The 21,553-nt window shown below is 67.1% G+C and carries 21 protein-coding genes, 1 tRNA gene, 1 pseudogene and 1 other annotated feature; of the genes and pseudogenes, 14 read left to right on the forward strand and 9 right to left on the reverse strand.

Features of this window, described 5'->3' with window-relative positions; genetic code table 11:
* Positions 1 to 36 precede the first annotated feature (36 nt).
* Positions 37 to 975: a metallophosphoesterase gene (locus H7A72_RS13600; RefSeq protein ID WP_223277653.1), complete on the forward strand. Its 939-nt coding sequence runs from the start codon at positions 37 to 39 to the stop codon at positions 973 to 975.
* On the opposite strand, the gene H7A72_RS13605 is transcribed toward H7A72_RS13600, so the two are convergent.
* On the reverse strand, positions 944 to 1,405 hold the full coding sequence (locus H7A72_RS13605) for a hypothetical protein (RefSeq protein WP_185220861.1): 462 nt from the start codon (positions 1,403 to 1,405) through the stop codon (positions 944 to 946). The genes H7A72_RS13600 and H7A72_RS13605 overlap by 32 nt on opposite strands.
* A gap of 124 nt (positions 1,406 to 1,529) precedes the next feature.
* On the opposite strand from H7A72_RS13605, the gene H7A72_RS13610 reads away from it, so the two are divergent.
* Together H7A72_RS13610 and H7A72_RS13615 are read left to right on the forward strand one after the other, a co-directional pair.
* A tRNA-Pro gene (locus tag H7A72_RS13610) sits at positions 1,530 to 1,603 on the forward strand.
* A gap of 582 nt (positions 1,604 to 2,185) precedes the next feature.
* Positions 2,186 to 2,815 carry a hypothetical protein gene (locus H7A72_RS13615; protein ID WP_185220862.1) on the forward strand — a complete coding sequence of 210 codons (630 nt, stop codon included), beginning with the start codon at positions 2,186 to 2,188 and terminating at the stop codon, positions 2,813 to 2,815.
* A 195-nt stretch (positions 2,816 to 3,010) separates the two neighbouring features.
* On the opposite strand, the gene H7A72_RS13620 is transcribed toward H7A72_RS13615, so the two are convergent.
* Positions 3,011 to 4,278 (reverse strand): IS3-like element ISTesp1 family transposase gene (locus tag H7A72_RS13620; protein WP_143445633.1). Its coding sequence is split into 2 segments (ribosomal slippage): positions 3,011 to 3,975 and positions 3,975 to 4,278, totalling 1,269 coding nucleotides; the frame shifts between segments, so codons are not numbered across the junction.
* Positions 3,845 to 3,979 (reverse strand) — a sequence feature (AL1L pseudoknot). Its footprint overlaps the gene before it by 135 nt.
* Here H7A72_RS13620 and H7A72_RS13625 point away from each other — a divergent pair.
* A complete protein-coding gene (locus tag H7A72_RS13625; RefSeq protein WP_185220863.1) occupies positions 4,277 to 4,933 on the forward strand; it encodes a hypothetical protein in 657 nt (218 codons plus the stop codon). The two genes, H7A72_RS13620 and H7A72_RS13625, sit on opposite strands and share 2 nt — an antisense overlap.
* 205 nt (positions 4,934 to 5,138) lie before the next feature.
* Here H7A72_RS13625 and H7A72_RS13630 read toward each other — a convergent pair whose 3' ends face one another.
* The 7 genes from H7A72_RS13630 to H7A72_RS13660 form a co-directional block, all read right to left on the reverse strand.
* The gene (locus H7A72_RS13630) at positions 5,139 to 6,263 is read right to left on the reverse strand and encodes an IS110 family transposase (RefSeq protein ID WP_072626112.1); all 1,125 of its coding nucleotides are present in this window, start codon (positions 6,261 to 6,263) and stop codon (positions 5,139 to 5,141) included.
* Between the two features lie 192 nt (positions 6,264 to 6,455).
* Positions 6,456 to 7,702, reverse strand: a protein-coding gene (locus H7A72_RS13635; protein ID WP_223277654.1) for an IS3 family transposase whose coding sequence is annotated in 2 segments (ribosomal slippage) — positions 6,456 to 7,408 and positions 7,408 to 7,702 — 1,248 coding nt in all. Because the reading frame shifts where the segments join, the coding sequence is not laid out codon by codon here.
* A gap of 48 nt (positions 7,703 to 7,750) precedes the next feature.
* Entirely contained in the window at positions 7,751 to 8,134 is a 384-nt protein-coding gene (locus H7A72_RS13640; protein ID WP_185220864.1) for an SDR family oxidoreductase, read from the reverse strand.
* A gap of 492 nt (positions 8,135 to 8,626) precedes the next feature.
* Positions 8,627 to 9,739 carry a YihY/virulence factor BrkB family protein gene (locus H7A72_RS13645; protein ID WP_223277655.1) on the reverse strand — a complete coding sequence of 371 codons (1,113 nt, stop codon included), beginning with the start codon at positions 9,737 to 9,739 and terminating at the stop codon, positions 8,627 to 8,629.
* Positions 9,736 to 10,071 carry a DUF3618 domain-containing protein gene (locus tag H7A72_RS13650; protein ID WP_159451236.1) on the reverse strand — a complete coding sequence of 112 codons (336 nt, stop codon included), beginning with the start codon at positions 10,069 to 10,071 and terminating at the stop codon, positions 9,736 to 9,738. Before H7A72_RS13650 ends, H7A72_RS13645 begins: the two co-directional genes overlap by 4 nt.
* Complete coding sequence (locus H7A72_RS13655; RefSeq protein WP_094078862.1) at positions 10,058 to 10,483, reverse strand: phage holin family protein; 426 nt, start codon at positions 10,481 to 10,483, stop codon at positions 10,058 to 10,060. Before H7A72_RS13655 ends, H7A72_RS13650 begins: the two co-directional genes overlap by 14 nt.
* Positions 10,470 to 10,832 carry a hypothetical protein gene (locus H7A72_RS13660; RefSeq protein WP_072625942.1) on the reverse strand — a complete coding sequence of 121 codons (363 nt, stop codon included), beginning with the start codon at positions 10,830 to 10,832 and terminating at the stop codon, positions 10,470 to 10,472. Before H7A72_RS13660 ends, H7A72_RS13655 begins: the two co-directional genes overlap by 14 nt.
* 174 nt (positions 10,833 to 11,006) lie before the next feature.
* On the opposite strand from H7A72_RS13660, the gene H7A72_RS13665 reads away from it, so the two are divergent.
* The 10 genes and pseudogenes from H7A72_RS13665 (at position 11,007) to H7A72_RS13710 (ending at position 21,522) form a co-directional block, all read left to right on the forward strand.
* A complete protein-coding gene (locus tag H7A72_RS13665) occupies positions 11,007 to 11,279 on the forward strand; it encodes a DUF4235 domain-containing protein (protein ID WP_072625943.1) in 273 nt (90 codons plus the stop codon).
* Positions 11,280 to 11,749: 470 nt separating this feature from the next.
* Positions 11,750 to 12,400 (forward strand): TetR/AcrR family transcriptional regulator C-terminal domain-containing protein, encoded by a 651-nt coding sequence (locus H7A72_RS13670; protein WP_236953398.1) that lies wholly within the window; start codon positions 11,750 to 11,752, stop codon positions 12,398 to 12,400.
* Between the two features lie 184 nt (positions 12,401 to 12,584).
* Positions 12,585 to 13,022, forward strand: a pseudogene (locus H7A72_RS13675) (recombinase family protein); the annotation flags it as partial.
* Positions 13,023 to 13,342: 320 nt separating this feature from the next.
* Complete coding sequence (locus tag H7A72_RS13680; RefSeq protein ID WP_072623515.1) at positions 13,343 to 15,052, forward strand: Mu transposase C-terminal domain-containing protein; 1,710 nt, start codon at positions 13,343 to 13,345, stop codon at positions 15,050 to 15,052.
* Positions 15,053 to 15,096: 44 nt separating this feature from the next.
* Entirely contained in the window at positions 15,097 to 15,981 is an 885-nt protein-coding gene (locus tag H7A72_RS13685; RefSeq protein WP_094078865.1) for a TniB family NTP-binding protein, read from the forward strand.
* A 56-nt stretch (positions 15,982 to 16,037) separates the two neighbouring features.
* Complete coding sequence (locus H7A72_RS13690) at positions 16,038 to 17,249, forward strand: TniQ family protein (protein WP_370543539.1); 1,212 nt, start codon at positions 16,038 to 16,040, stop codon at positions 17,247 to 17,249.
* Between the two features lie 79 nt (positions 17,250 to 17,328).
* Complete coding sequence (locus H7A72_RS13695; RefSeq protein WP_185220867.1) at positions 17,329 to 17,943, forward strand: recombinase family protein; 615 nt, start codon at positions 17,329 to 17,331, stop codon at positions 17,941 to 17,943.
* A 152-nt stretch (positions 17,944 to 18,095) separates the two neighbouring features.
* On the forward strand, positions 18,096 to 18,692 hold the full coding sequence (locus H7A72_RS13700; protein WP_185220868.1) for a hypothetical protein: 597 nt from the start codon (positions 18,096 to 18,098) through the stop codon (positions 18,690 to 18,692).
* Positions 18,693 to 18,727: 35 nt separating this feature from the next.
* A complete protein-coding gene (locus H7A72_RS13705) occupies positions 18,728 to 19,420 on the forward strand; it encodes an ABC transporter ATP-binding protein (protein WP_185220869.1) in 693 nt (230 codons plus the stop codon).
* Positions 19,417 to 21,522, forward strand: coding sequence for a hypothetical protein (locus tag H7A72_RS13710; protein WP_185220870.1), 2,106 nt, complete (start codon positions 19,417 to 19,419; stop codon positions 21,520 to 21,522). The genes H7A72_RS13705 and H7A72_RS13710 overlap by 4 nt, the downstream gene beginning before the upstream one ends.
* Positions 21,523 to 21,553 lie beyond the last annotated feature (31 nt).

Below are 21,553 nucleotides of genomic sequence, written 5' to 3' on the forward strand. Positions count from 1 at the left end.
GCACATCTGCTCGATCGCTTTGCCAAGATGTGCCCCGTGACCACCACTTCCGTGACGCGCGTCGTGGCCGGGACGGCCGCGGCCGGTGCTGCCGCGCTCGCCTGGGGCGTGCTCGTCGAGCCGCGCCTGTTCACCCTGCGGCGCTTCACCGTGCCGGTACTACCCGCTGACGCCCTGCCGGTGCGGATCCTGCAGGTGAGCGACATCCACATGGTGCCGGGGCAGCAGGCCAAGACGGAGTGGATCCGGGGGCTGGCCGCGCTCGAGCCGGACCTCGTGGTCAACACCGGCGACAACCTCAGCCACCTCGAGGCGGTGCCGGCGGCCCTCGACGCCCTCGCGCCGCTGCTCGAGCGGCCCGGCGTCTTCGTCATGGGGTCCAACGACTACCACGCCCCCGTGCCCAAGAACCCGGCCCGCTACCTGACCAAGGACCACGCCAAGGTCGTCGGTTCGCGGGTGGAGCTGCCGACCGAGGAGCTGCGCGAGGGCATGGCCTCGCGGGGCTGGGTCGACCTCGACAACGCCCGCACGAGCCTGACCGTGGCCGGCTCCCGTCTCGACCTGGTCGGTGTCGACGACCCGCACATCCACCGGGACGACTACGCCGCGGTGGGCGCGCCGGCCGACCCGGCCGCCACGACACTGGGCGTCACCCACGCTCCCTACCAGCGGGTCCTCGACGCCATGACGGGCGATGGCGCCCGGCTGGTCATCGCCGGGCACACGCACGGCGGCCAGCTCTGCGTGCCGGGCGTGGGTGCGCTCGTCACCAACTGCGACCTGGACCGCCGCCGGGCGAAGGGGGTCTCCCGCTGGTGGCCGGGTGCCGGCGCCGGCGGCGCAGCTCCCGCCGACGCCGCCTGGTTGCACGTGTCGGCCGGCCTCGGTGCCTCCCGCTTCGCTCCGGTGCGCTTCGCGTGCCGACCCGAGGCCACCCTGCTCACCCTCGTCCCCGAAGGGCCTGCCCGATGAACCTGCGTGAAGCCGCCTCCCTCGTCGCGGCAGCCGTCTTCGCCGGCGGCACCTCGACCTGGGCGATCGCGAGCGCCGCCCCGGCGGTGGACCTGCCCCCGGCTCCGACGCTGTCGACGAGCACGTCGAGCAGCTCGTCCTCCTCGTCGACCTCTCGGACACGGACGTCGAGTTCGAGCACCTGGTCGAGCACCTCGTCGACGACCTCGACGACCACCGAGGAGCCGGCGTCCGAGCCGACGACGACCGAGGAGGTCGTGCCGGAGCCGACGACGACGGCTCCTCCGCCCACGGAGACCTGGACTCCTCCGGTCGAGACGACCCCGTGGACCCCGCCGCCCGCCGAGACGACTCCGTGGACCCCGCCGGCCACCGAGACCGCCCCTGTCGACCCCGGGGTCACCGAGACCACCCCGACCGACGAGGTCACCGAGACACTGCCCTACGACCCGTCCACGCAGACGGACCAGATGCCCTGAGCCCGATTGTCGATCCGGGCGGCGACTGGGTTATCCTTCCTTGGCGCCGCTCGGAGACGAGGGGCGCAGGCACCACGGGGTGTGGCGCAGCTTGGTAGCGCGCGTCGTTCGGGACGACGAGGCCGCAGGTTCAAATCCTGTCACCCCGACCCGCCGAAACCGGCTCAGATCCGCTAGAAATGCGGGTCTGGGCCGGTTTTTGTTTGCCCTCTGGGCATAACTGGGACACAACCGCACAGCTCGCGGACAGCAAGGACCCCCGCGAGGCTGCCACCTCCGGGGGTCTGACGACAGCAACTGAGAGGTGCTGACGTGAGACCTAGCGTAGCCATCCACGCTCCGCCCGTGAAGGGCGTCGAGCACCTGGCCGTGCACGCACGTGTCTCCTCTTGCTCGCCTGTGTCATCTCCTGTCACGGCGGGAGGTGGTGCCGCTGGGTAGCCCCGACCGCTCGACGCGGCGCTGGACAGGGCCTCAGCCGCGACACCAAAACGATCGACGCCACCGGTGACTGACCTCCAGGTCTGCGAACCGGCGCAGACCGCCCCACGTAGTGCAGTGCACGGCCGTCGCGGGGTCTTGCGATCAGCTCGCTCTCGAATCGGGAGCGGGCCAGTCGGCGTGGGATGGAATCAACGTGAGGTCGGATCTTTGGGAGGGATTCCCACAGGTCTGCCCCTGGCCTGCCAGGGCCCCGCTCGACTGTCGGTCCTCACCGGCACACTCGGCCCATGGAACTACCGACCGTCGTCGCTGTCGTCATCGCTGTCGTCTCCTTGCTCCTCAACATCGCGGCCGTGCTGATCTCGAAGTCGCAAGTAGCCGCAGCCAAGAGCCAGACGGAGGTCCAGCGACAGATCCATCGTGACTCGTCACAGCCCTATGTCTGGGCAGACATCCGCCTGAACCCCGACGACGGCGCAACCCTCGACTGGGTCGTCGGCAACTCGGGCCCCACCGTGGCCACAGATGTGACATTCCGCGTCGACCCGCCGTTCGGTGACATACATCCACTCACCTCCGCGGCCATCGAACGCATGACGAACGGCATGGCGTCGCTCCCGCCGGGGCGGATCAATTGGTGGAGACTGGGAGCAACCTACGACTTGATGAAGTCGACGGGCCCTCAACCGCGCACCATCACCATCGACGCGACGGGGCCGTTCGGCGCCCTCCCGACTTTGGAGTACGTCGTCGACATCACCGACTTCCGTGAAGCCAATGTCCACCCCGATGGGAGCCTGCACCTGCTCGCCAAGGCCGTGGACCGCCGCCCTTCCGCGAAGGATGTATCCGCCCTCACGGGGGCGCTTCACCGCTTGGCAGAGCAGCGAGCAGACGATTCGTCGATAGGCGAGTGAGCGCAGCGCTTGCACAGGCTGGATGCGAACGGCTGGTTGCTCGGCGTCACCACGCAATCGATGGGACCCTTGCTCCGAGGCTTCTACTGAACGGCGAAGAAAACCTCAACCGAGATGAGGAAGGTGACCAGCGAGGTGGGACCACGCTCCAGCGTTTGGGCCCTTGAACCGCACTGGGTCTGATGGAGGCTCGGGCTATTGGATTCCGACCAAGGGGTGGTCGGACCGTTGCGTAGCGTAGAACGCTTCCTCGAACTCTGCTGGCGGGACGTCGCCCAGGTAGCCGTGGAGGCGGTCGTGGTTGTGCCAGTGGACCCAGGACAGGGTGGCGAGCTCGACATCCTCGATACTCTTCCAGGGCCGTCCCTGGCGTGCGGGGCCGCGGATTAGCTCGGCCTTGTAGTAGCCGTTCACGGTCTCGGCAAGGGCGTTATCGTACGAATCCCCGACGGTGCCGATCGAGGGCACCGCACCGATCTCAGCCAGTCGTTCTCCGTAGCGAATCGACGTGAATTGGCTGCCCGCGTCGCTGTGACACCGCAGCCCGTCGAGCTGGGTGCCGCGTGACCACCTGGCCATCTCGATGGCGTCGAGGACCATCGTGGTCCTCATGTGCGAGGCGACTCGCCACCCGACGATCGTGCGGGAGTAGGCGTCGATGATGAAGCAGACGTAGGCGACGCCGGCCCAGGTCGGCACGAAGGTCAGATCTGTGACCCACAACTGGTTCGGCGCGGTGGCGGTGAAGTCGCGGCCCACCAGGTCCGGGTGCCGCGGCATGCCCGGGTCTGGCGTGGTGGTGCGCACCCGCTTGGTGCGCCGCACGCCCTCGATACCCTCGGCGCGCATCAGCCGGGCGACCTGGTCGCGGCCGATGTCGTGACCAGAGCGTCGCGCGGCCTTCCAGATCTTCCGTGCCCCGTAGACCCGGTAGTTGGCTTCCCACAGCTGCCGCACCACCGGGCCCATCACCGCGTCACGTCGGGCACGGGCCGATGGCTGCCGGCTCTTGACCTGGTAGTAGCTGCTGGGGGCCACCTGCAGCACGCTGCAGATGAGCTCGACCCCCAGCCGCCGACCCGCGACGACGTCGTCGCGGTTGGCGTCGATGAACGCGGCTACTTCTTGTGCTGGCGGTCGAGCTCCGCCCCGAAGAAACTGGCGGCCCTCTTCAAGATTTCGTTGGCGCGCTTGAGCTCACGGTTCTCCTGCTCCAGAGCCTTCATCTTCGCCGCGTCACTGGTACTGATGCCCGCGACGTGGCCCTCGTCGATATCAGCTTGACGGACCCAGGACCGCACCGACTCGGTGCCGTACCCCAACTGCTGGGCGACGCGCTGGACCGTGCCGTGCTCTGTGCCTAGCTCTGCGCGCAGAGTCCTGACCATCCGCACCGCAGCGGCCTTCTCGTCGGGGCTGTAGCGACGCGTGGTCGGCTTCCCCGGGGTGGTGTCCTTCGGCATGAGTACATCCTCGTTTCCAAACGATGGAGACTCCAACCAACCCAGTGCGGTTCACCTCATCGCGCTGCCGTTGCTCGGCGTCGGTCTGGGTGCGGTCAACGTCGCGGCCAACTTTGACCTCATCCCAGGCTCGTACTGGATGGCCAAGGTCGTCGGACGCGAGTGGGGATGGCTCCTCGCGGGGTTCGCCGCCGCGTGGGCCGGGAAGACGTGGAAGTCGTCGCTCGCTCGGGCTCTGACGTTGCTCGTCCCAGCCGTCGCGACGTACGTGGCCCTCGACGCCGCCATGATCGCCCGCACGATCGACGGCACCATCTCTGGTCCCGGTCTGGTCCTCGTCGAAGGCATCTTCTGGGAGGTTGCCGCGATCGTCGCGGCCGCGGGCCTGGCTGCAGTCCGTCGTCTGATCTCCGTAGACGGCCTTGTCGGGATGGCGGCCACAGCCGCGCTCCCCACCTACATCGCCTACTCCGCCTGGACCGCTCGACGCAATGCCGTGCGGGCGGGAAACGATGACCCGGCCCTCATCGACGTGACGAATGTTCTGCTGCCCGCGGCGCTCATCGTGGGCGCCGTCGCCACATTGGCCCGGGTGATGACGCAGCAGTCCAGCCAGCGCAAATCGCCAGGAGCCGATGTCTCCATGGACGCGTGACCCTGTTCCCAGGCCCTTACGGCCCTTCGTGACTGACGTCGGCTGTCGGGCCCACTGAACCGCCCCGGTGTGTCCGGAGACCTTCTAGTTTGAGACTCCAGCGTTTGCTGGGGCCTGGTGGTGAGCGTAGTGAGCCTGCTCGGCCTGCACTGGGGTGAGGTCGTCGCAGTACTCGTGGGGTCGGCGGTGGACGCTTCTATATGCGTCAAGCAGCGGCGGCTGGGGCGGTTTGCTCTTGGGTCCGTAGGTGTCGGGTGGTGCGCCAGATCTCTCGGATGAGGTGTCGTTTGAGGCATCGGATGATCTCGGATTTGGTCTTGCCCTCGGCCGTTCGTCGGGTCACGTAGGTCTTGGTGCGCTCGTCGAGCCTCATGCGGACGATGACGATGCGGTAGAGCGCTGCGTTGGCCTGCCGGTGTCCACCTCGGTTGAGTCGGTGACGGTTGGTCCGGCCGGAAGAGGCTGGGATGGGGTTGACGCCGCATAGTTTGGCCAGGGCGGCCTCACTGGTGACCCTGGCGACGTTGTCGCCGATGACTGTGAGGAGCTCGGCGGCCGCGTCGGGGCCGATGCCGCACCCCTCGCGGAGCTGGGGAGCGACCGCGGTGGTCAACCGGTCCAGCTGCGCTTCGTGCTTAGTGATCTCCTCGCTGAGGTAGAGCCACCGGCGAGCCATCGCGCGCAGCGCATACTTCGTCGCGGCGGTGGGGTCATCGACCTCGCCTGGCCTGAGCCCTGCGCAGCGGCGCAGCAGGGCCATCTTGGTCAGCGGCTCGAGTTGCTCGCGCAGATCGGCAGGAGCGGTGACGATCAGGTGCCGCAGGCTGATCATCGTGGCGGCCCGGGCTTTGACCGCGGCGTGCTTGGCGCACTTGATGACGCGGATCATCTCAATGTTCCCGTCCGCGGTCTTCGCGGTTGCGGTGACAGTCCCGGCCAGCACGGCACGGGCGGCGTTCTCCGCGTCGAAGGCGTCCGTCTTGCCGCGCAGGCGACGGTCTCGCCGGTTGGGGCGGGCGACCTCATGGATCGTGACGCCCGTGGGGCGCAGGGCCGCGACCAGTCCGGCCCCATACGAGCTTGTGCCTTCGATGGCGTACGTCAGGGCAACGTCCGCCACCTGGCCAGTGACCTGTCGGCGCAGGCCCTCGGCCCACAGTGCGAGGCGGTCATATCCGGTCCGTGTGGCACTGAAGCGAGCGATCTCGAGTAGAGCACCGCGCTCATCCACGGCTGCGGCCACGTGGAAGTCCTTGTGGGTGTCGACGCCGACGATGAGGCCAGGTGCCTCGATGCGTCCGCGTGGATGTGATGGGCTCGTATTCGTCATGATGCTCACTGCTGGCCTCCACTGATCGGTGCGGGACAGCGAACGGACCGGCCGGAGCGGGACAGAACTGTGACGAGACCAAGTCAGATCAGGCTTCTATCAGGTCACTGCCCGGCCGGTCTGATCACCGGGACGCATCCGCCGGCTCAGGGTCGACAGGTCCACTCGAAGGACACCGTCCAAGGGGACGGGTCAGTTGTAACCAGGGGTCAGACCCTGGCCAGCGGATGCCTGAGCAGTCTCACAGTTGTACCAGTCGACCCACTCGGCGGTGGCGATCTCGAGGTCGTCGAAGCCCTTCCACGGCCGCTGTCGCTTGACCAGCTCGGTCTTGTAGAGCCCGATGATCGACTCGGCCAGCGCGTTGTCGTGCGACGAGCCGACGAGGCCGGTCGAGGGCTTGATTCCCGCGGTGTCGAGCCGTTCGGAGTAGGCCACGGACATGTACTGGGCGCCGTGGTCGTGGTGGGCGATCAGGCCGGTCAGGTCACCGCCACGATCTTCGCGGCCGCGGGTCCAGATGGCCTGCTCGACTGCGTCCAGGACGAGCTGGCTGGTCATCGTGGTCGACACCGACCAGCCCAGGATCCGCCGGGCGTAGGCGTCGATGACAAAGGCGGTGTAACACCAGCCCGACCACGTCGAGCAGTACGTGAAGTCGGCCACCCACAGCCGGTCCGGCGCCAACGGCTCGAAGTTGCGATCGACCAAGTCAAGCGGTTTCGGGGCCTTCGGGTCGCTGATCGTGGTGCGCTTGACCTTCCCGCGCACCGCGCCTGCCAGCCCAAGCTCGCCCATGAGCCGCTCGACGGTGCAGCGCGCGATCGGCGATGCGTCGGCTGCCCGCTGACGGTTGAGCGTCAGCCACACTTTCCGTGCGCCGTAGACGCCGTAATTGGCCGCGTGGACCTGCTCGATCATCGGCTTCAACTCCTCGTCGCGCACCTGCTGGGCGCTCGGCTGGCGGCCTCGGTGCTCGTAGTAGGTCGCGGGGGCGATCTTGCAGCCGAGCTCGGTGAGCGCGGCGCAGATCGACTCGACACCCCATCGCAGACCCTGCCCGTCGGCGTCCTCGTGCTGCTGACCGACGTGCTCGTCGATGTAGCGCACGATCAGCGCTGTGGCCGGTCGAGTTCGGCCGCGAAAAAAGCCGACGCGCTCTTGAGGATCGCGTTCGCGCGTTTGAGCTCGGCGTTCTCCCGCTTCAGCCGCTTCAGCTCTGCCGACTCCTCGGACGTGACCCCCGGGCGCTGGCCGGCGTCCACCTCAGCCTGACGACACCACTTGCGCACCGTTTCCGGTGTGCCCACCCCCAGCAGCTCGGCGACCCGGCTCATCGCGGCCCACTCCGACTCGTGCTCGGCCCGGATCTCGGCGACCATCCGTACCGCCCGCTCACGCAGCTCGGCCGGATACCTCTTCGATGTACTCCCTGACATGACTCCATCCTTCCCAAGGAACGGAGCCTCCGGACACGCCGGGGCGGTTCAGATGTCGCCGGATCCGTGGGCGATCATGGATGGTAGTACGGCGCGGCACATCAGATAGACGCCTCTGACGTTGGCAGCGAACACTTCGTCCCAGTCTTCGGGCTGGATCTGCCAGAGCGGAAGTACCGGCCCGGCGATGCCGGCGTTATTGACCAGGATCGTGATGTCCTCGTCAGCGAGGGAGCTTGACGCTTGCGTCACTGATTCCGGAGACGACGCGTCGATCGGTACCACTTTGGTGTTGTCGCCGATCTCGGCGGCCGTACGCTCCAGCTTCGTTGCGTCTCGGCCGCTGAGTAGGATGCGGGCGCCGGCGAAGAGGAGGGTGTCCCTGAGCGACCGGGGATGATCACGGGCAGGAGATCCGCGCTGCTGTGGCACGTTCTGTCCACCGTGTACGACCGACTCGGGTTCGACGTCGTGGCCGATGACGCGTTCAAGGAGTTGGTGTTGGCTCGGAGCCCACCCGCTCTTCAGCATCCGATCGCGAGCGTCCCGTCGCACGAATCTAGGGGTGCCTCGCAAGCGTCGCAATCTCCGATTAGGCGGAACCACACAACTGGCCACCCGACCTTGAGAGCGCTTCTTGAGTGCACTGGAAACCCAGTCCCGGATTCACACCTCCTGACCGACGTCACCAACGTCTTGCCCGGTTGCATCGAACAAGGCGTCAACCGCCCGGGCGGGCCGAGTTGCCGGGCGGGCTGCCTTCTCCGGCTGCTGATGGTTCCCCGGCTATTGCGGGATTCACGCTGCTGCGCCCGGCGGCGATTTGCTTCCTGAGGGCTTGGAGTCGCGAACGGCGGCGGGCGCATTCTTCGCTCTCATCTGGGACCCTCACCAGTCGCTGGCGCGGGTCTGTGGGACGTCCGGTCATGACGGTCTCCGATCGGTGTCTTTGCGGGGGTCTTCAGTCTTATCCGTGTCCGTGGTCTGGCCGGAGCTGTGGCGCAGGTTCGCTGCCTGCTCGATGTCTTGCTGCTCCTTCTTTTCGTCTTTGCGGATCTTGGTGTCGTCCCGCACAGGGAGCTGGATGTCGCGTTCGGCCTCGATCCCGGCCATCAGTTGACGGGAGCGTTCGAGCTCTGCGTCGACCTCGGCCCCGAACAGCAACGCGAGGTTAGTGATCCACAGCCACAGCAGGAAGATGACCACTCCGGCGAACGACCCGTAGGTACTGCCGTAGTTGGAGAAGTTGACGATGTAGAGACCGAAAGCGAGCGAGATCAGGATCCAGACCAGAATCGCGATGCCAGCGCCGACGCTGATCCAGCGGAATTTCGGCTGCTGCACGTTCGGGGTCGTGTAGTACAGGATCGCCACGATCAACATCACCAAGACGAGGATGACGGGCCACTTGGCGATGCTCCAGACAGTCAAAGCGGTGGAACCCAGCCCAATCAGGTCGCCGATCGCCTGCGCTGCAGGTCCGGACAACACCAGCATCAAGGCCACAAGCACCACGAGCAGGACCATGACCAAGGTGATCAGGAGCATCAGGGGACGAAGCTTCCAGATGGGTCGCCCCTCGCCGATCTCATAGACACGGTTCATCGCCCGGCTGAAAGCCGTGACGTAGCCCGAGGCGGACCACAAGGCGGTGGCCAAACCCAGGATGAGAGCCAGCCCGGCCCCGGGTGAGGTTGCTAGGGAGCGGACGACGGGTTCCAGGGTCTGGGATCCGGAACTGCCCAGGACCTGCTTCAGTACCGGCATGACTGCGTCGATGGTGGTCTGGCTCTGACCGACGAGTCCCAGCAGGGAGAAGATCGCGATCAGCGCCGGGAAGATGGCCAGCACTGCGTAGTAGGTCAGCGCGGCCGCCAAGTCCGTGCACTGGTCGGCCAAGAACTCCCGGACGGCTTTGCGGCCGGTGAATTTCCAGCCCGCGCTGGTGATCTTCGCGGGGCTGTCCGCTTTGGCGTCGTCTTCCGGGTGCGGTGCCTTGCCGTGGTCCTCATCGCCGGTGACGGCCCGAGCATTCACCGGCGCCACCACCAGATCGCCCCGGCCACGGCAGCCACGCCGGCCACGAGCGCGAGCATCTGTGCGGCGAGGACCGCCAGTTCGATGTTTTGGGGCTGCTGGGCTCGCATCTTGAGGTCTTGGACTCGGTTAAGGCCTTGGCCCTTGAGGTCGTTGACCTGGCGCTTGGCCCGCTTCTTCACGTCCAGGCGGTCGGTCAACTCATTGACGGTGATGCCCAGGTCTTCGCGGTGTCGGGCGATGTCCGCTTCGATCTTGGCCGGATCGGTACTGTCCGACTCGGTGGGTGTCGACGCACTAGTGACGGGCTCGTTGGATTCATTCGTGCTCACGGCTGCTCGCTTCCTTGACCTGGGTGACATCACGTTGCACATTCGCCATGGCGCGCTCGGGTTTTAGTGGTCCGACCTGCTCGACCTGCTTCTTGCCCAGCAAGGACACCACCCCGGCGGCGATCAGCAGTAGCGCCGCCACGATCAGGGCCGCGGCCCACGCCGGCAGGATGAGCGCCAAAGCCAAGATGGCGGTCGTTACCAACGCGGCTGCGCCAAAGAACGCGAGCAAACCCCCGGCGCCGAACATGCCCAGTCCCGCACCGGCATGCTTGGCCTTGGCGCTGAGTTCGGCCGTCGCCAGTCGCATCTCATCGCGAATCAACGTGCTGGTCTGTTCGCTCAACCGGGAGATCAACTCGCCGGTCGAAGCGCCGCGGGGTGGCGGTTCCATCTGCTCAGCCACGACCATGACCGCCTGGGACGTCGCTCACCCCTGGCTCCGGACCGGAGGTCGGGGGCGGCAAGGGGTCGTCGTGGTCCATGTCTGGGGCGGATGCGAAGTCGTCACCCATGGTGTGGGTCTGGGTCCTGTCCTTGCCGTCCTGAGATGTCCTGCTTATGGAGTCGGGCAAGTGCTCCTTGACCTGTCCGGGCACCTGTTTGGCTTGCTCTTGGACCTTCTTGGCTTGCTTCTGCACCGTCGGGTCGGTCCACAACGCCAGTGCGCGGTCGCGCAACTGGTCGTAGCGTTCCCGGCCCGCTCGAGTGCCGAGGACGTACCCGGCCCCGAACGCCACTGTCATGGTGATCTTGTTCATCGTCTGCTCCAGTCTCTTCGGGAGCCCAGGACGGGACCTTGGTGGTGCTTCCGCGTTTGCCCCGGGGTGCGTACCTTGTAAACTTACAAGTGAAGGCGCCCCCTTCACAACCTTCTTCTTCGTGTTGGCGGTGCCCGAACTCAGCACACCGACAGCAACGAGGAGCACGCCATCATGAGCGACAAGCTGTGGAGTCTGGCCACTACCGGCACGGCCATCGGCGGCGGGATCATGGCGAGGAAAGTCATCGAAAAGGGGTGGGCGCTCGTTACCGACGGCACCGTTCCAGACAACCCGGAAAACCCGGAGGTCAACTGGGGGGAGGCCATCGCCTTCGCGCTGATCTCCGGCGCAGTCGTGCAACTAGCCAAGGTCATGATCAATCACAAGTCCACGCAGGCCTACGCCAAAAGGAAGGGCCATCTGCCCGAATCCGCGGCAACCTGAGCAGCCATCGTTCGCCTCTTGACCGAGGACGCCCTCGCCCCCTGAGCGAGAAGGGGGGAGACTGCGAACGTGGTCGCCGCTGGCCAGTAGGTCAGAGGCTGAAGTTGCCAGCGAGGTTGGCCAGATCGGTCGGGCTTAGTCTCAGACTCCCCAGCACGCCCTGGTGTTGACTGGTGTCCACGTCGTCCGGCATGGCCGCGTCCGCTCCTGCGCCTTGTCGTTCTCCCCACGGCTGTTGAGCAGGTCAACGATCTCCTGCTTGTCAATCTGCATCAGAGACTCGTTGGGGGCGAGGGCGCGGCACAGATCGTGCTTACGACGTAAACCTAGTTGGTGCGCGAGGTCGCGGCAACGGGGGGCAGAGGTCCGCGATGATGGGCACGCCAGCCCGTACCTGTGGAAGGACAGCCATGAATACTCTCTCCGGTCCATCTGGAGGTTCGCGCCCACGCTTGGACCGGGATCTGATCGTGCAGACAGCGATCACCTCGATCGACACACACGGCGTTCAGGGACTGACGATGCGCCGCGTGGGACAAGACCTCGGCGTCGCAGCAATGTCCTTGTACCGCTATGTCTCCGGACGCGAGGCCCTGCTGGAGGCGGTCGTGGAGAAACTCATGGATGGTGTCACCGCCCGCGCGGACGCGGTCGGGTTCACGTCGTGGCAGGGGTACTTGCAAGTGCTGGCCAATGAAGTCCGCCGGGTGGCCCAATCCCATCCTGCCGCGTTCCCGTTAGTCGCTTCCCGGCACCCAGCAACACCGTGGCTGCGCCCGCCTTTGCGCAGCATCGAGCTGGTCGAGCACTTCCTGGCCACGCTCAGCGACTTCGGCTTCGATGACATCAGGGCCGTGGATGCATACAAGGCCTTCACCACGTTCTTGATCGGTTCCCTGCTGCTGGAGGTCGCTGCACATGGGGAGGACATCCTCTCCGTGGATGAAACCCTCAACGAAGGTGAAGCCGCCATCCCCGAACAGGACGCCTACTTCGACCTCCAGCAGGCCCCCCATGTGTGCCGCATGCAGGACCGACTCAGTCAAGACACCACCGAGCAAGAGTTCGAGATCGGCCTGGAGGCCCTCATCGACAGAATTGAGCGCTCGGTCTCCCAATAGACAGCCCACGGCAGCATCTCTGGCCTGGGCGTTGTCCTGCTGCGTGCACGCAGCGTCACTGTTCCCCCTCTCGACCTGGTCGTCGTGGAAGTAGGTGAGCACGACCGCGTCCAGTGTGTGCACGCCCAACCGTCGCAGACAGCCTTGTGGTGCTCCACGCAGACGGTGGGGATTGGTTAGGCCGCGCCGACTCCTGGAGTACGCCACCGCTGGAGACACGGTCGTGGTCTGGCGAGTGGACCGGCTGGGACGCTCACTGATCGACGTGCTGAACACGGTGACCCTGCTGCGCGAGTCCGGCATCGGCATCCGCTCCATCCAAGACGGCATCGACCCAGCCACCACCAGTGGACGGCTGATGCTGAACATGCTCGCCACCTTGGCTGAATACGAGCGGGAGCTGATCACAGAACGGGTCAATGCCGGCATCGCCGCAGCCAAAGCCTCCGGCACCCAGTTCGGGCGACCCCGCGTGGAGCCAGCCGTGATCGCCGAGAAGCTCGCGATCGTCAACGATGCCCGCGCCAAAGGACGCACCGCCACAGACGCAGCCCGACTCGTGGGGTGGTCCCGCGCCACGTTCTACCGCCACAACGCCACCGCCCAGTCACAGGACTCCTGACCGCGCCAGGTACCCGCCAGGGCTGAATATCAACGAGCCATCGGCCTTTGACAGCCAGTAGCACCGACCACCTTGGCGGGACGCGACATCATGCCGCACGGCCTCATCGGCGGAGTGCGCCCAACCAGAATCCTCGCATCTTAGATAGAAATCGCGTTGCTCCAATTTAGAGCGCTTCTCGACAACACGACCGCTTGTGTCATTGTCCGAAGTCGACTGCACCGGCGACCTGCGTTTTCTGGGCTGTCTGCACGCGGGTGTGAGTTTGCGGCGTGTCCGTACCCCTGTGCACGAGCGGTGCGCGGTGGTTCCATAGTCGTGTGCACGACGATGCAGTCGACGAGGGCAGGGTTGCCGAGCGCGGTCTGCTGACCGTCTCCGATGAGGTGTGGGCGCTGGCGGTTCGCCGAGCCGAGGTGATCGGCCCATTGGCGGTGGCCGGGACGGCCGGTGGAGCGGTCGCCGCAGAGGTGGCGGCCGAGCGGCTGGGTATCTCGCGGCGGCAGGTGTATGTCCTGCTGCGTCGGTGGCGCGAGGGGCAGGGCGTGGTCTCGGACCTGATCCCGGGTCGTTCCAGCGGTGGGCGGGGAGGGCAGCGACTGCCGAGCGCGGTCGAGGTGGTCATCCGGGAGGTACTGCGCAAGCACTACCTGACCCGGCAGCGGAAGAAGATCACCGCGATCCACCGAGAGGTCATCCGGGTCTGCCGTACGCGGGGACTGCCGGCCCCGTCACGTGGCGTGATCGTGCGCCGCATCGCCGCCCTGGATCCGCTCGCCGCGATGAAGGCGCGCGAGGGAGCAGATGCGGCCCGGTCGCTGGAGTCGGCCGGTGGACGGGTGCCGCCCGTCACCCGCGTGCTGGAGCAGGTCCAGATCGATCACACCGTGGTGGACCTCATCGTGGTCGACGAGCGGCACCGCCTGCCGATCGGGCGGCCGTACGTGACGGTCGCGATCGACGTCTTCTCTCGATCCATCGTGGGTCTGGTGGTCACGCTGGAGGCCCCCTCGGCGCTGTCGGTTGGGCTGTGCTTGGCGAACATGGTCACCGACAAGCGGGCCTGGGTCGAGCGGCTGGGGATCGAGGTGGACTGGCCGATGGCCGGCAAGCCGGGCGAGCTGTTTCTGGACAACGCCGCGGAGTTCAAGAGCGAGGCTCTGCGTCGGGGCTGCCAGGAGCACGGGATCACGCTGGACTACCGGCCAGTGGGGCGCCCGCACTATGGCGGGGTTATCGAGCGGGTCATCGGCACGCTGATGGAGATGGTCCACGAGCTGCCCGGCACGACGTTCTCCAACCCGGCCCAGCGCGGCAGCTACGACTCCGACGCCAAGGCTGCCCTGACGGTCGCGGAGCTGGAGAAGTGGCTGGCGCTGGCGGTGGCGAGCTATCACGGGCGAGTGCATGGCACGACGGGGCAGACCCCACAGGCCCGCTGGGTGGCCGGCAATGCCGAGACGCCCGCGGTGACGGTGGCCAACGAGAGCGCGTTCCTGGTCGACTTTCTGCCGGTGTTCCGCCGGAGGCTGACGCGCACCGGGTTCGTCATCGACCACGTGCACTACTTCAGCGACGCGCTCAAGCCGTGGATCGCCCGCCGCGACCGGCTGGACCGGTTCGTGATTCGCCGTGACCCGCGCGACATCAGCCGCATCTGGGTCCTTGACCCCGAGGGCGAGACCTATCTGTCGGTGCCCTACCGGACGCTGTCGCGTCCAGCGATGAGCGTGTGGGAGCACCGCGCTGCACTTGAGCGACTCCGCCACGAGGGCCGGGCGCAGGTCGACGAGCAGGCGCTGTTTCGGATGGTCGAGCAGATGCGCGCCATCACCGTCACCGCGCGGTCGAGCACGCGCAAGGCCCGCCGCGACGCCGAACGCCGCGACAAGGCCGGTGCCGCGACGCGCTCACGGGCCGCACCTGCTGCGTCAGTCCCGCCCGAAGATCTCCCGGCCACCGCGCTGGAGCCGGGCAGTGCTTCCCCCGTGGGCTCTGCGGCGCCGTTCGAGGTGATTGAGCAATGGTGAGCGAAGCCCAGGACTGGGCCAGCGAAGACGTCGCGAATGGCGGACTGGAGCATCTACACGCCAGCGCACGGTCGATCGCGCGGCTGCCGGCACAGGAGCGTGTGCGGCACGTGCGCGCCGACCGGTGGATCGGCTACTCCCGCGCCACGGAGGCGCTGGAGCGGCTGGAGACCCTCTACACCTGGCCGGGCAAGCAGCGGATGCCGAACCTGTTGCTGATCGGCCCGACGAACAACGGCAAGTCGATGATCATCGAGAAATTCCGCCGCCTTCACCCGCCCACCTCCCACCCCGAACGGGAGCAGGTGCCGGTGCTGGCCGTGCAGATGCCCACCGAACCCTCGGTCAGCCGGTTCTACGTCGCCCTGCTGGCTGCCCTCGGTGCACCGCTACGCCCCCGGCAACGGGTGGCCGAAATGGAACAAGCCGCCTTGGGCCTCCTGCGGGCGGTCGGGGTGCGGGTCCTGGTCATCGACGAGTTGCACAACGTCCTGGCCGGACAGGCCCACACCCGGCGGGAGTTCCTCAACCTGCTGCGCTTCCTGGGCAACGAGCTGCGCATCCCGCTGGTCGGGGCCGGCACCCAGGAGGCCTACCTGGCGATCCGCTCCGATGACCAGCTGGAGAACCGCTTCGAACCACTCACCCTGCCCCGGTGGGAGGCGGGCGAGGAGGCCTGCTCGTTGCTGGCCAGCTTCGCCGCGTCCTTCCCGCTGCACCGGCCCTCACCGATCACGACCGAGGACATGGCCCGCTACCTGCTCACCCGCAGCGAGGGCACCATCGGCGAACTCACCCACCTGCTCACCGATGCCGCGGTGGCCGCCATCGAGTCCGGCGAGGAGGCGATCAACCAGCGCACCCTGCGCATCGCGCCCTACGTCGGTCCCACCGAACGACGCCGGACGTTCGAGCGCGAACTGACATGACGCGCCGCTGGCCGCTGCACCCGCCACCACGCGAGGGAGAGGTCCTCTCCTCCTGGGTGACCCGGCTGGCCAAGCCATACGGCATGACGGTCGAAGAGCTGCTCCGCCACGACGTGGCCCCACCCGGCACCGACACGACCAGCCTGACCCGCGCTGACCTGGACCTGGACCCACCCGCCGGGGCGCTGCTCATCTTGGCCGACCGCACCGGCGTCCCACTCGGCGACATCCGCCGGATGACGATCGCCGGGCAGGTGCCTTGGCTGCTGGACACCCTCGGCCCGGAGCCAGAGCCCGGGGTGGGGTTCGAGACCTACGTCCATCAGGACTCGCTGCTGTGGGCGACCGGACTACGAGACCGACGGCCAGTGCCCGGCTGGCGGGCCTGGCTACCCACAGCAGGTCCGATGCGCCGAGCCTGCCCGCTGTGTGTGACGACCGCGCCGTTCTTCACTCTCGCCTCCCAGCTTCCGCTGACGCTCAGCTGCCCCGAGCACGGCTGCCACCTGGCGCCGACCCTCGGCGCCGCCGGCTCCTTCCTCGGGTGGGAAGAGGCGAACACCCACACCACGCCCGCCTCAGCGGCCGTTCGCGCCATGGACGTGCGTACCCACCAGGGCCTCTCCACCGGCGCCGTCACCCTGCCTCGCCGCCCAGTGCATGTCGGCGTCTGGTTTCGGCTGCTGCGCGCGCTTATCGACGAGCTGTCCACCCCCGTCTCGAAGCTGGATGCCCACTCCCGGCGCACCCTCGAACACATCTGGCACTCGACCGGCCACCCCGTCCGCGCGGGGATCGTCGGTGCCTGGCGGCCCTACGAAGACCTGGCCTGGCCGCACCAGCAGAAGTTCCTCAAGGCCGCAGCCACCGCCGTGCACCTGATCGAAACCGGCGAGATCGCCGCACACGGCACCCTCGCTCCGCTCCTGATCCCCGAACCGTCTGTTCCCGCTGACACACGAGCGGCCCCCGGACCGGATGACCACTGGCAGAAGGCCAAGGATGCGCTGCACGAGGCGATCGCCCTCGCCCGCGACGACCCGGCAGCCGCCCGGAAGCTCCTGACCGTCCTCACCGCCTGGACCGATAGCGAGGCCGCCTTCGTGCGGGCCCGCGCTGACCTGATTGCCCTCGGCATCCCCCACGACAACCTCCCACTGACGCCTTCTGAGGCGAGGTGCGCGCGAGACTCAGCTCGACCCGACGTCGACTGTCCCGTATTGGCTCCCGCGGACCCTTCGCGTGACTTAGACTGGGTGACGGATTAAGTGACAAGTGCCCCCGGGCGAGCAGACGGGGATATCGGTGTCACGTAATCGGTCGTATGCGTGATGGGAGGTCGGTTCGATGCTGGTCGGCTACGTGCGGGTGTCGAAGGTCGACGGGTCGCAGACCACCGACCTACAACGTGACGCGATGACCGCGGCCGGCGTGGATCCCGAGCGGGTGTATGAGGACCACGCCTCCGGCGCCAAGGACGACCGGCCCCAGCTGGCGGCCTGTCTGAAGGGGCTGCGTGAGGGGGACACGCTGGTGGTGTGGAAGCTGGACCGGCTCGGCCGCAATCTGCGCCACCTGGTCACCATCGTCGATGACCTCACCGCCCGCGGCGTCGGGTTGCAGGTGTTGACCGGGCAGGGCGCGGCGATCGACACCACTACGGCGGCGGGCAAGCTCGTGTTCGGCATCTTCGCGGCCCTGTCCGAATACGAACGGGCCCTGATCTCCGAACGTACCGTCGCTGGGCTGGCCGCGGCACGGGCTCGCGGACGTAAGGGTGGACGCCCATTTAAGATGACCCGCGCCAAAGTCCGCCTGGCCGCTGCGTCCATGGGGCAGCCCGACACCAACGTCGCCGCACTGTGCAAAGAACTCGGCGTTACTCGGCAGACTCTCTACCGCCACGTCTCACCCACCGGCGAGCTCCGAGATGACGGCAAGAAGGTCCTCGGCCGACAGTAGAACGGGCCAACTTTCGTTGGTGCCGCATGTCGGTCCGGTCCGGAGACGGGCGTCCGGACCGGTCAACGGGACGGCGACCGGCGGCGGCACGCGAGACCTGCCGCTGATGTGCATTCGTTACCGATGCCCCTACATAGAGTTCGGTGGCGACCGTGGCCGCGGACGCCGTAGTCGCTCGGCCCTGTGGGGCGATTCCCGCCGGTCCCCAGTATCCGGTGGGTCTCTTCGGCTCAACTGGGCGAGCAACGCCGACGAGTCGGGCGCGCGGCTTCCAGTTCTTCGTCCATGTTCACCACGTCTTCCCCAGTGGGCTGAACCACGAACAGGCGGACGTTCCGTTTGACAAGTCGGCGCAACGGAGCAAACTGTCGCTCGACAGGTTGCAACGGGGCAGCCTGCATTGGGGAGGAATCACTATGAGAAGCATGAAAGTCGCCCTGGCGACGATGATCACTGTCGGAGCGATGGCAGCGCCTGCTCACGCGTACTACGACGCTCGGTACCAGGACAAGGTTCGCGTCACCGCCTCGCAGAACAAAGTCAAGGTGTACGACACCAAGTGCAACGGCCAGTCAGCTCAGGGGAACTGGATCCAGGCTGGCTCCTCGACGATCTACGAGCGGGACAACAACGGAGGCTGCGGCAGCGCACTAAGTTTCACTACCTCGCGCTGGGTCGTTCAGGTCCGTGCGTGTGAGGTCCACGCTCTCGAGCCCGACCCGTGCGGATCGTGGGACGCGACGGGATGATGGTTCTGGTCCACTGAGTCGGGAGGGGCTGCGCAATGGGTCGACCAGCGAAGGCAACGGCCATCGAGTTATCTGCAGTTGCCTACGGCCACCGGAAGCAGCCTCTGCTGTTTGAGGATGTCTCGCTGGCCGTGGCGGGTGGTGAGTCGGTCGCGCTCATGGGGCCCAGCGGCGTCGGCAAGTCCACGTTGCTTTCCCTCGCGCTGGGGATTTTGTCCCCTGCGCGGGGGCGGGTGACGGTGGCTGGTCAGGATTGGTCGTCGTTGTCGAAGTCCGTTCGAGCACGGCACCGCGCTGCCCACGTCGGGATGGTTTTTCAGTTCGGCGAGTTGCTTGATGAGTTGAGCCCGGTTGAGAACGTGGCTCTGCCGATGATGTGGTCCGGGAAGGATGGTCGCGAGGCGGTCGAGCGAGCAGAGGAGTTGCTGGAGCGACTGGGTGTCCACACGTCTGCGTCGACGACGGACGTGGTCTCTGGCGGGGAACGACAGCGGATCGCTGTCGCCCGTGCCTTGATCAGCGACCCTCAGGTGGTCCTGGCCGACGAACCGACGGGATCGCTGGACAGCGACAACGCGAACGCGCTGGCCGACGTGCTCTTCGGTCTGCCCCGCGAGCAGGGATGCGCGCTACTGGTGGTGACTCATTCGGCTGAGATCGCCGCTCGGGCCGACCGTGTGCTGCGCTTGTCCTCTGCGGGGACCCTCGCGGCTGATCGTGCTGCATGACGGGGCTGCTGTGGCGAGCCTCGGCTTGGCGCCACACCTTTGTGTGGGCATTCGCCGCTGGGATGGGTCTGGCCCTGGCTGCCATGGTCGCTGCGACCGCGTACGGGGTGTACGAGGTCCGGGCCGCCGGTGACGGCGCCCGTTATCCGGTCCAGGGCTCAGGGGTGTCCGCCGCGAGCACGACGAGCCTGAGTGCGGCTTGGGACGATGCGCCCGGGCAGGGGCAGTTCAGCGTGGTCACGCTGTATCCGGGAAGCTCCGACGCTCCATTGCCTCCAGGGCTGCCTGCGGGCCTGGCGCCAGGAGATGTGGTCCTCTCCCCGCACCTGATGGAGCTTGATGAGTCCCAGAAGCTCCAAGAGCGCTACGGCCCCGTCAGCGGCACGATCGCGGCAGAGGGCCTGGGTGCCCCCGACGAGAACCTCGTCTACATCATCGGGGAAGGGAAACCTCCCTCCGGCGCACAACGGGTGAGCGAGTTCGGTGCGCCGATCTCGCCGTGGGCGGTGGGCTCATCGTCGGCGTTCTTTGGTGAGTCCCTGACGATCCAGACGCTCAGTGCTGTGCTTCCGGCGGTTGCCGTTCTTGTCGTCCTGCCCGCGATCGGACTCGCAGTGTCCTGCGCCCGGAGGGTCGCAGATCGCCGCCGCCGACGAGACGGTGTTCTCGAAGCACTCGGGGCCCCGGTCCGCTTTCGCTGGACCATCACGCTCCGGTCGGCCCTTCCGGGACTGCTCGCCGGGTCCTGTCTTGCCGCTGTCACGGTCTGGGCGTGGTCGCGATCCCAACCGACCGTGCCCTACGTGGACTTCGTCGTCTCACCCGAAACGCTCCCCATCCCGCGAACTGTGCTCGTCACGCTGGCGGCACTCGGCATCGGGTTGGGGTGCTTCGCGCTCCCGGGCCGACGGGGGCCCGGTCACACCCGTCCGGGACCGGCTCGCTCTCATCTGTCTGCCGCGTGGATCCTCGCTGGACCGGTCGCCGTTGCACTCGCCTCCTGGCTGCCCGATCAGGTAGCGCCACCGCCGGGCCCGCTCAACGTGATCCTCCGGTGGGGACTGTCCATCGCCAGCCTCGTCGCAGTGGCCGTCAGCGTGAGCGCAGCCCTGATCGCTCTTGGCACTTGGCTGCGTGAACAGGGACACCGCCGTGGACGTGTCTCTCCGCTGATCACCGGAGCATCACTGCAAGCGATGGGACGAAACTTCCTCGTCCTCACCCTCGCCGTCGGCAGCATGTGCTTCGCCGCCTTCTTCGCGGCACAGTACGCCGCGCTCGGACAATCGTTCTCGGTGGAAGGTCGCAGTCTCAACCAAGTCATCGGTCCGTCGGTCGCCGTTGTCGAGATGCCAGAGGAACCCGCAGCACGTCGATTCCTTCAGTCCGTGCCCGACGGGCTTGAGGTCGTCAGTGTCCGCGGCAGCACACTCACGGGCCAGTGCACGGGCCTGGAGCACCTCGGCTTCGCCTGCGACTCCACAGATCGCCAATCGCCAGCCTCGGCTGTCCTCCAAGCCGCGAATCTGCCGCCCGAGGCCACAGCCCGCACCGGGCAACCGCGCCCCCAAGAAGGCGAATACCTCCTGGTCGACACCACGGGCGCCGCCGTCGACGTCCCCGAACTCAAGAAGCTCGCCTACCAGGCCAGCGGTCAGGTCACCCCCGTCGGCGAGCTCGCCTCCCGGTGGATCACCGCGACGGACGGGCTGCTCCATCAACTCCGATGGGTGTCCGTCTGGGCGGCTGTCGGTCTGACCCTGGGTCTGGCTGGCGTCCTGATCGCTTTCCTTGGAACCCAGGCCGAGCAGAGCCGCCGGATCGCCCCGGTGCTGGCGCTCTTCGGACCCGCCCGCGCCCGCACAGCCATCATCGTCGGCCTCACCACTGGCCTGCCCCTGCTGACAGCAGGCGTGGCATCCATCTTCGCCCACCTCGCGCAGTCCGCGCCCTTCCTCGCCCGCATCGACATGCCCGGTGCCTTCATCCCATTGACGCTCACCCTGATGGCCCTCGTCCTGATCGCAGCCATGCTCATGTCGATCGTCGCCGCGTGGAAAACCCTCGAAGATGCCGAGGACTGGACGCCCGGCGGGAAGTAACCGCTGACTACCGGGAAGTAGGGCTCATCCT

The sequence above is a fragment of the Janibacter sp. YB324 genome, assembly GCF_014217915.1.
Taxonomy (GTDB): domain Bacteria; phylum Actinomycetota; class Actinomycetes; order Actinomycetales; family Dermatophilaceae; genus Janibacter; species Janibacter indicus.

Bases quoted from the DNA above. Each gene is read 5' to 3' on its own strand.
- H7A72_RS13710 (WP_185220870.1), top strand. From the start codon at position 19,417: ATGACGGGGCTGCTGTGGCGAGCCTCGGCTTGGCGCCACACCTTTGTG.
- H7A72_RS13625 (WP_185220863.1), top strand. From the start codon at position 4,277: ATGAGTACATCCTCGTTTCCAAACGATGGAGACTCCAACCAACCCAGT.
- H7A72_RS13665 (WP_072625943.1), top strand. From the start codon at position 11,007: ATGAGCGACAAGCTGTGGAGTCTGGCCACTACCGGCACGGCCATCGGC.
- H7A72_RS13655 (WP_094078862.1), bottom strand. From the start codon at position 10,483: ATGGTCGTGGCTGAGCAGATGGAACCGCCACCCCGCGGCGCTTCGACC.
- H7A72_RS13615 (WP_185220862.1), top strand. From the start codon at position 2,186: ATGGAACTACCGACCGTCGTCGCTGTCGTCATCGCTGTCGTCTCCTTG.
- H7A72_RS13660 (WP_072625942.1), bottom strand. From the start codon at position 10,832: ATGAACAAGATCACCATGACAGTGGCGTTCGGGGCCGGGTACGTCCTC.
- H7A72_RS13705 (WP_185220869.1), top strand. From the start codon at position 18,728: ATGGGTCGACCAGCGAAGGCAACGGCCATCGAGTTATCTGCAGTTGCC.
- H7A72_RS13695 (WP_185220867.1), top strand. From the start codon at position 17,329: ATGCTGGTCGGCTACGTGCGGGTGTCGAAGGTCGACGGGTCGCAGACC.
- H7A72_RS13630 (WP_072626112.1), bottom strand. From the start codon at position 6,263: ATGACGAATACGAGCCCATCACATCCACGCGGACGCATCGAGGCACCT.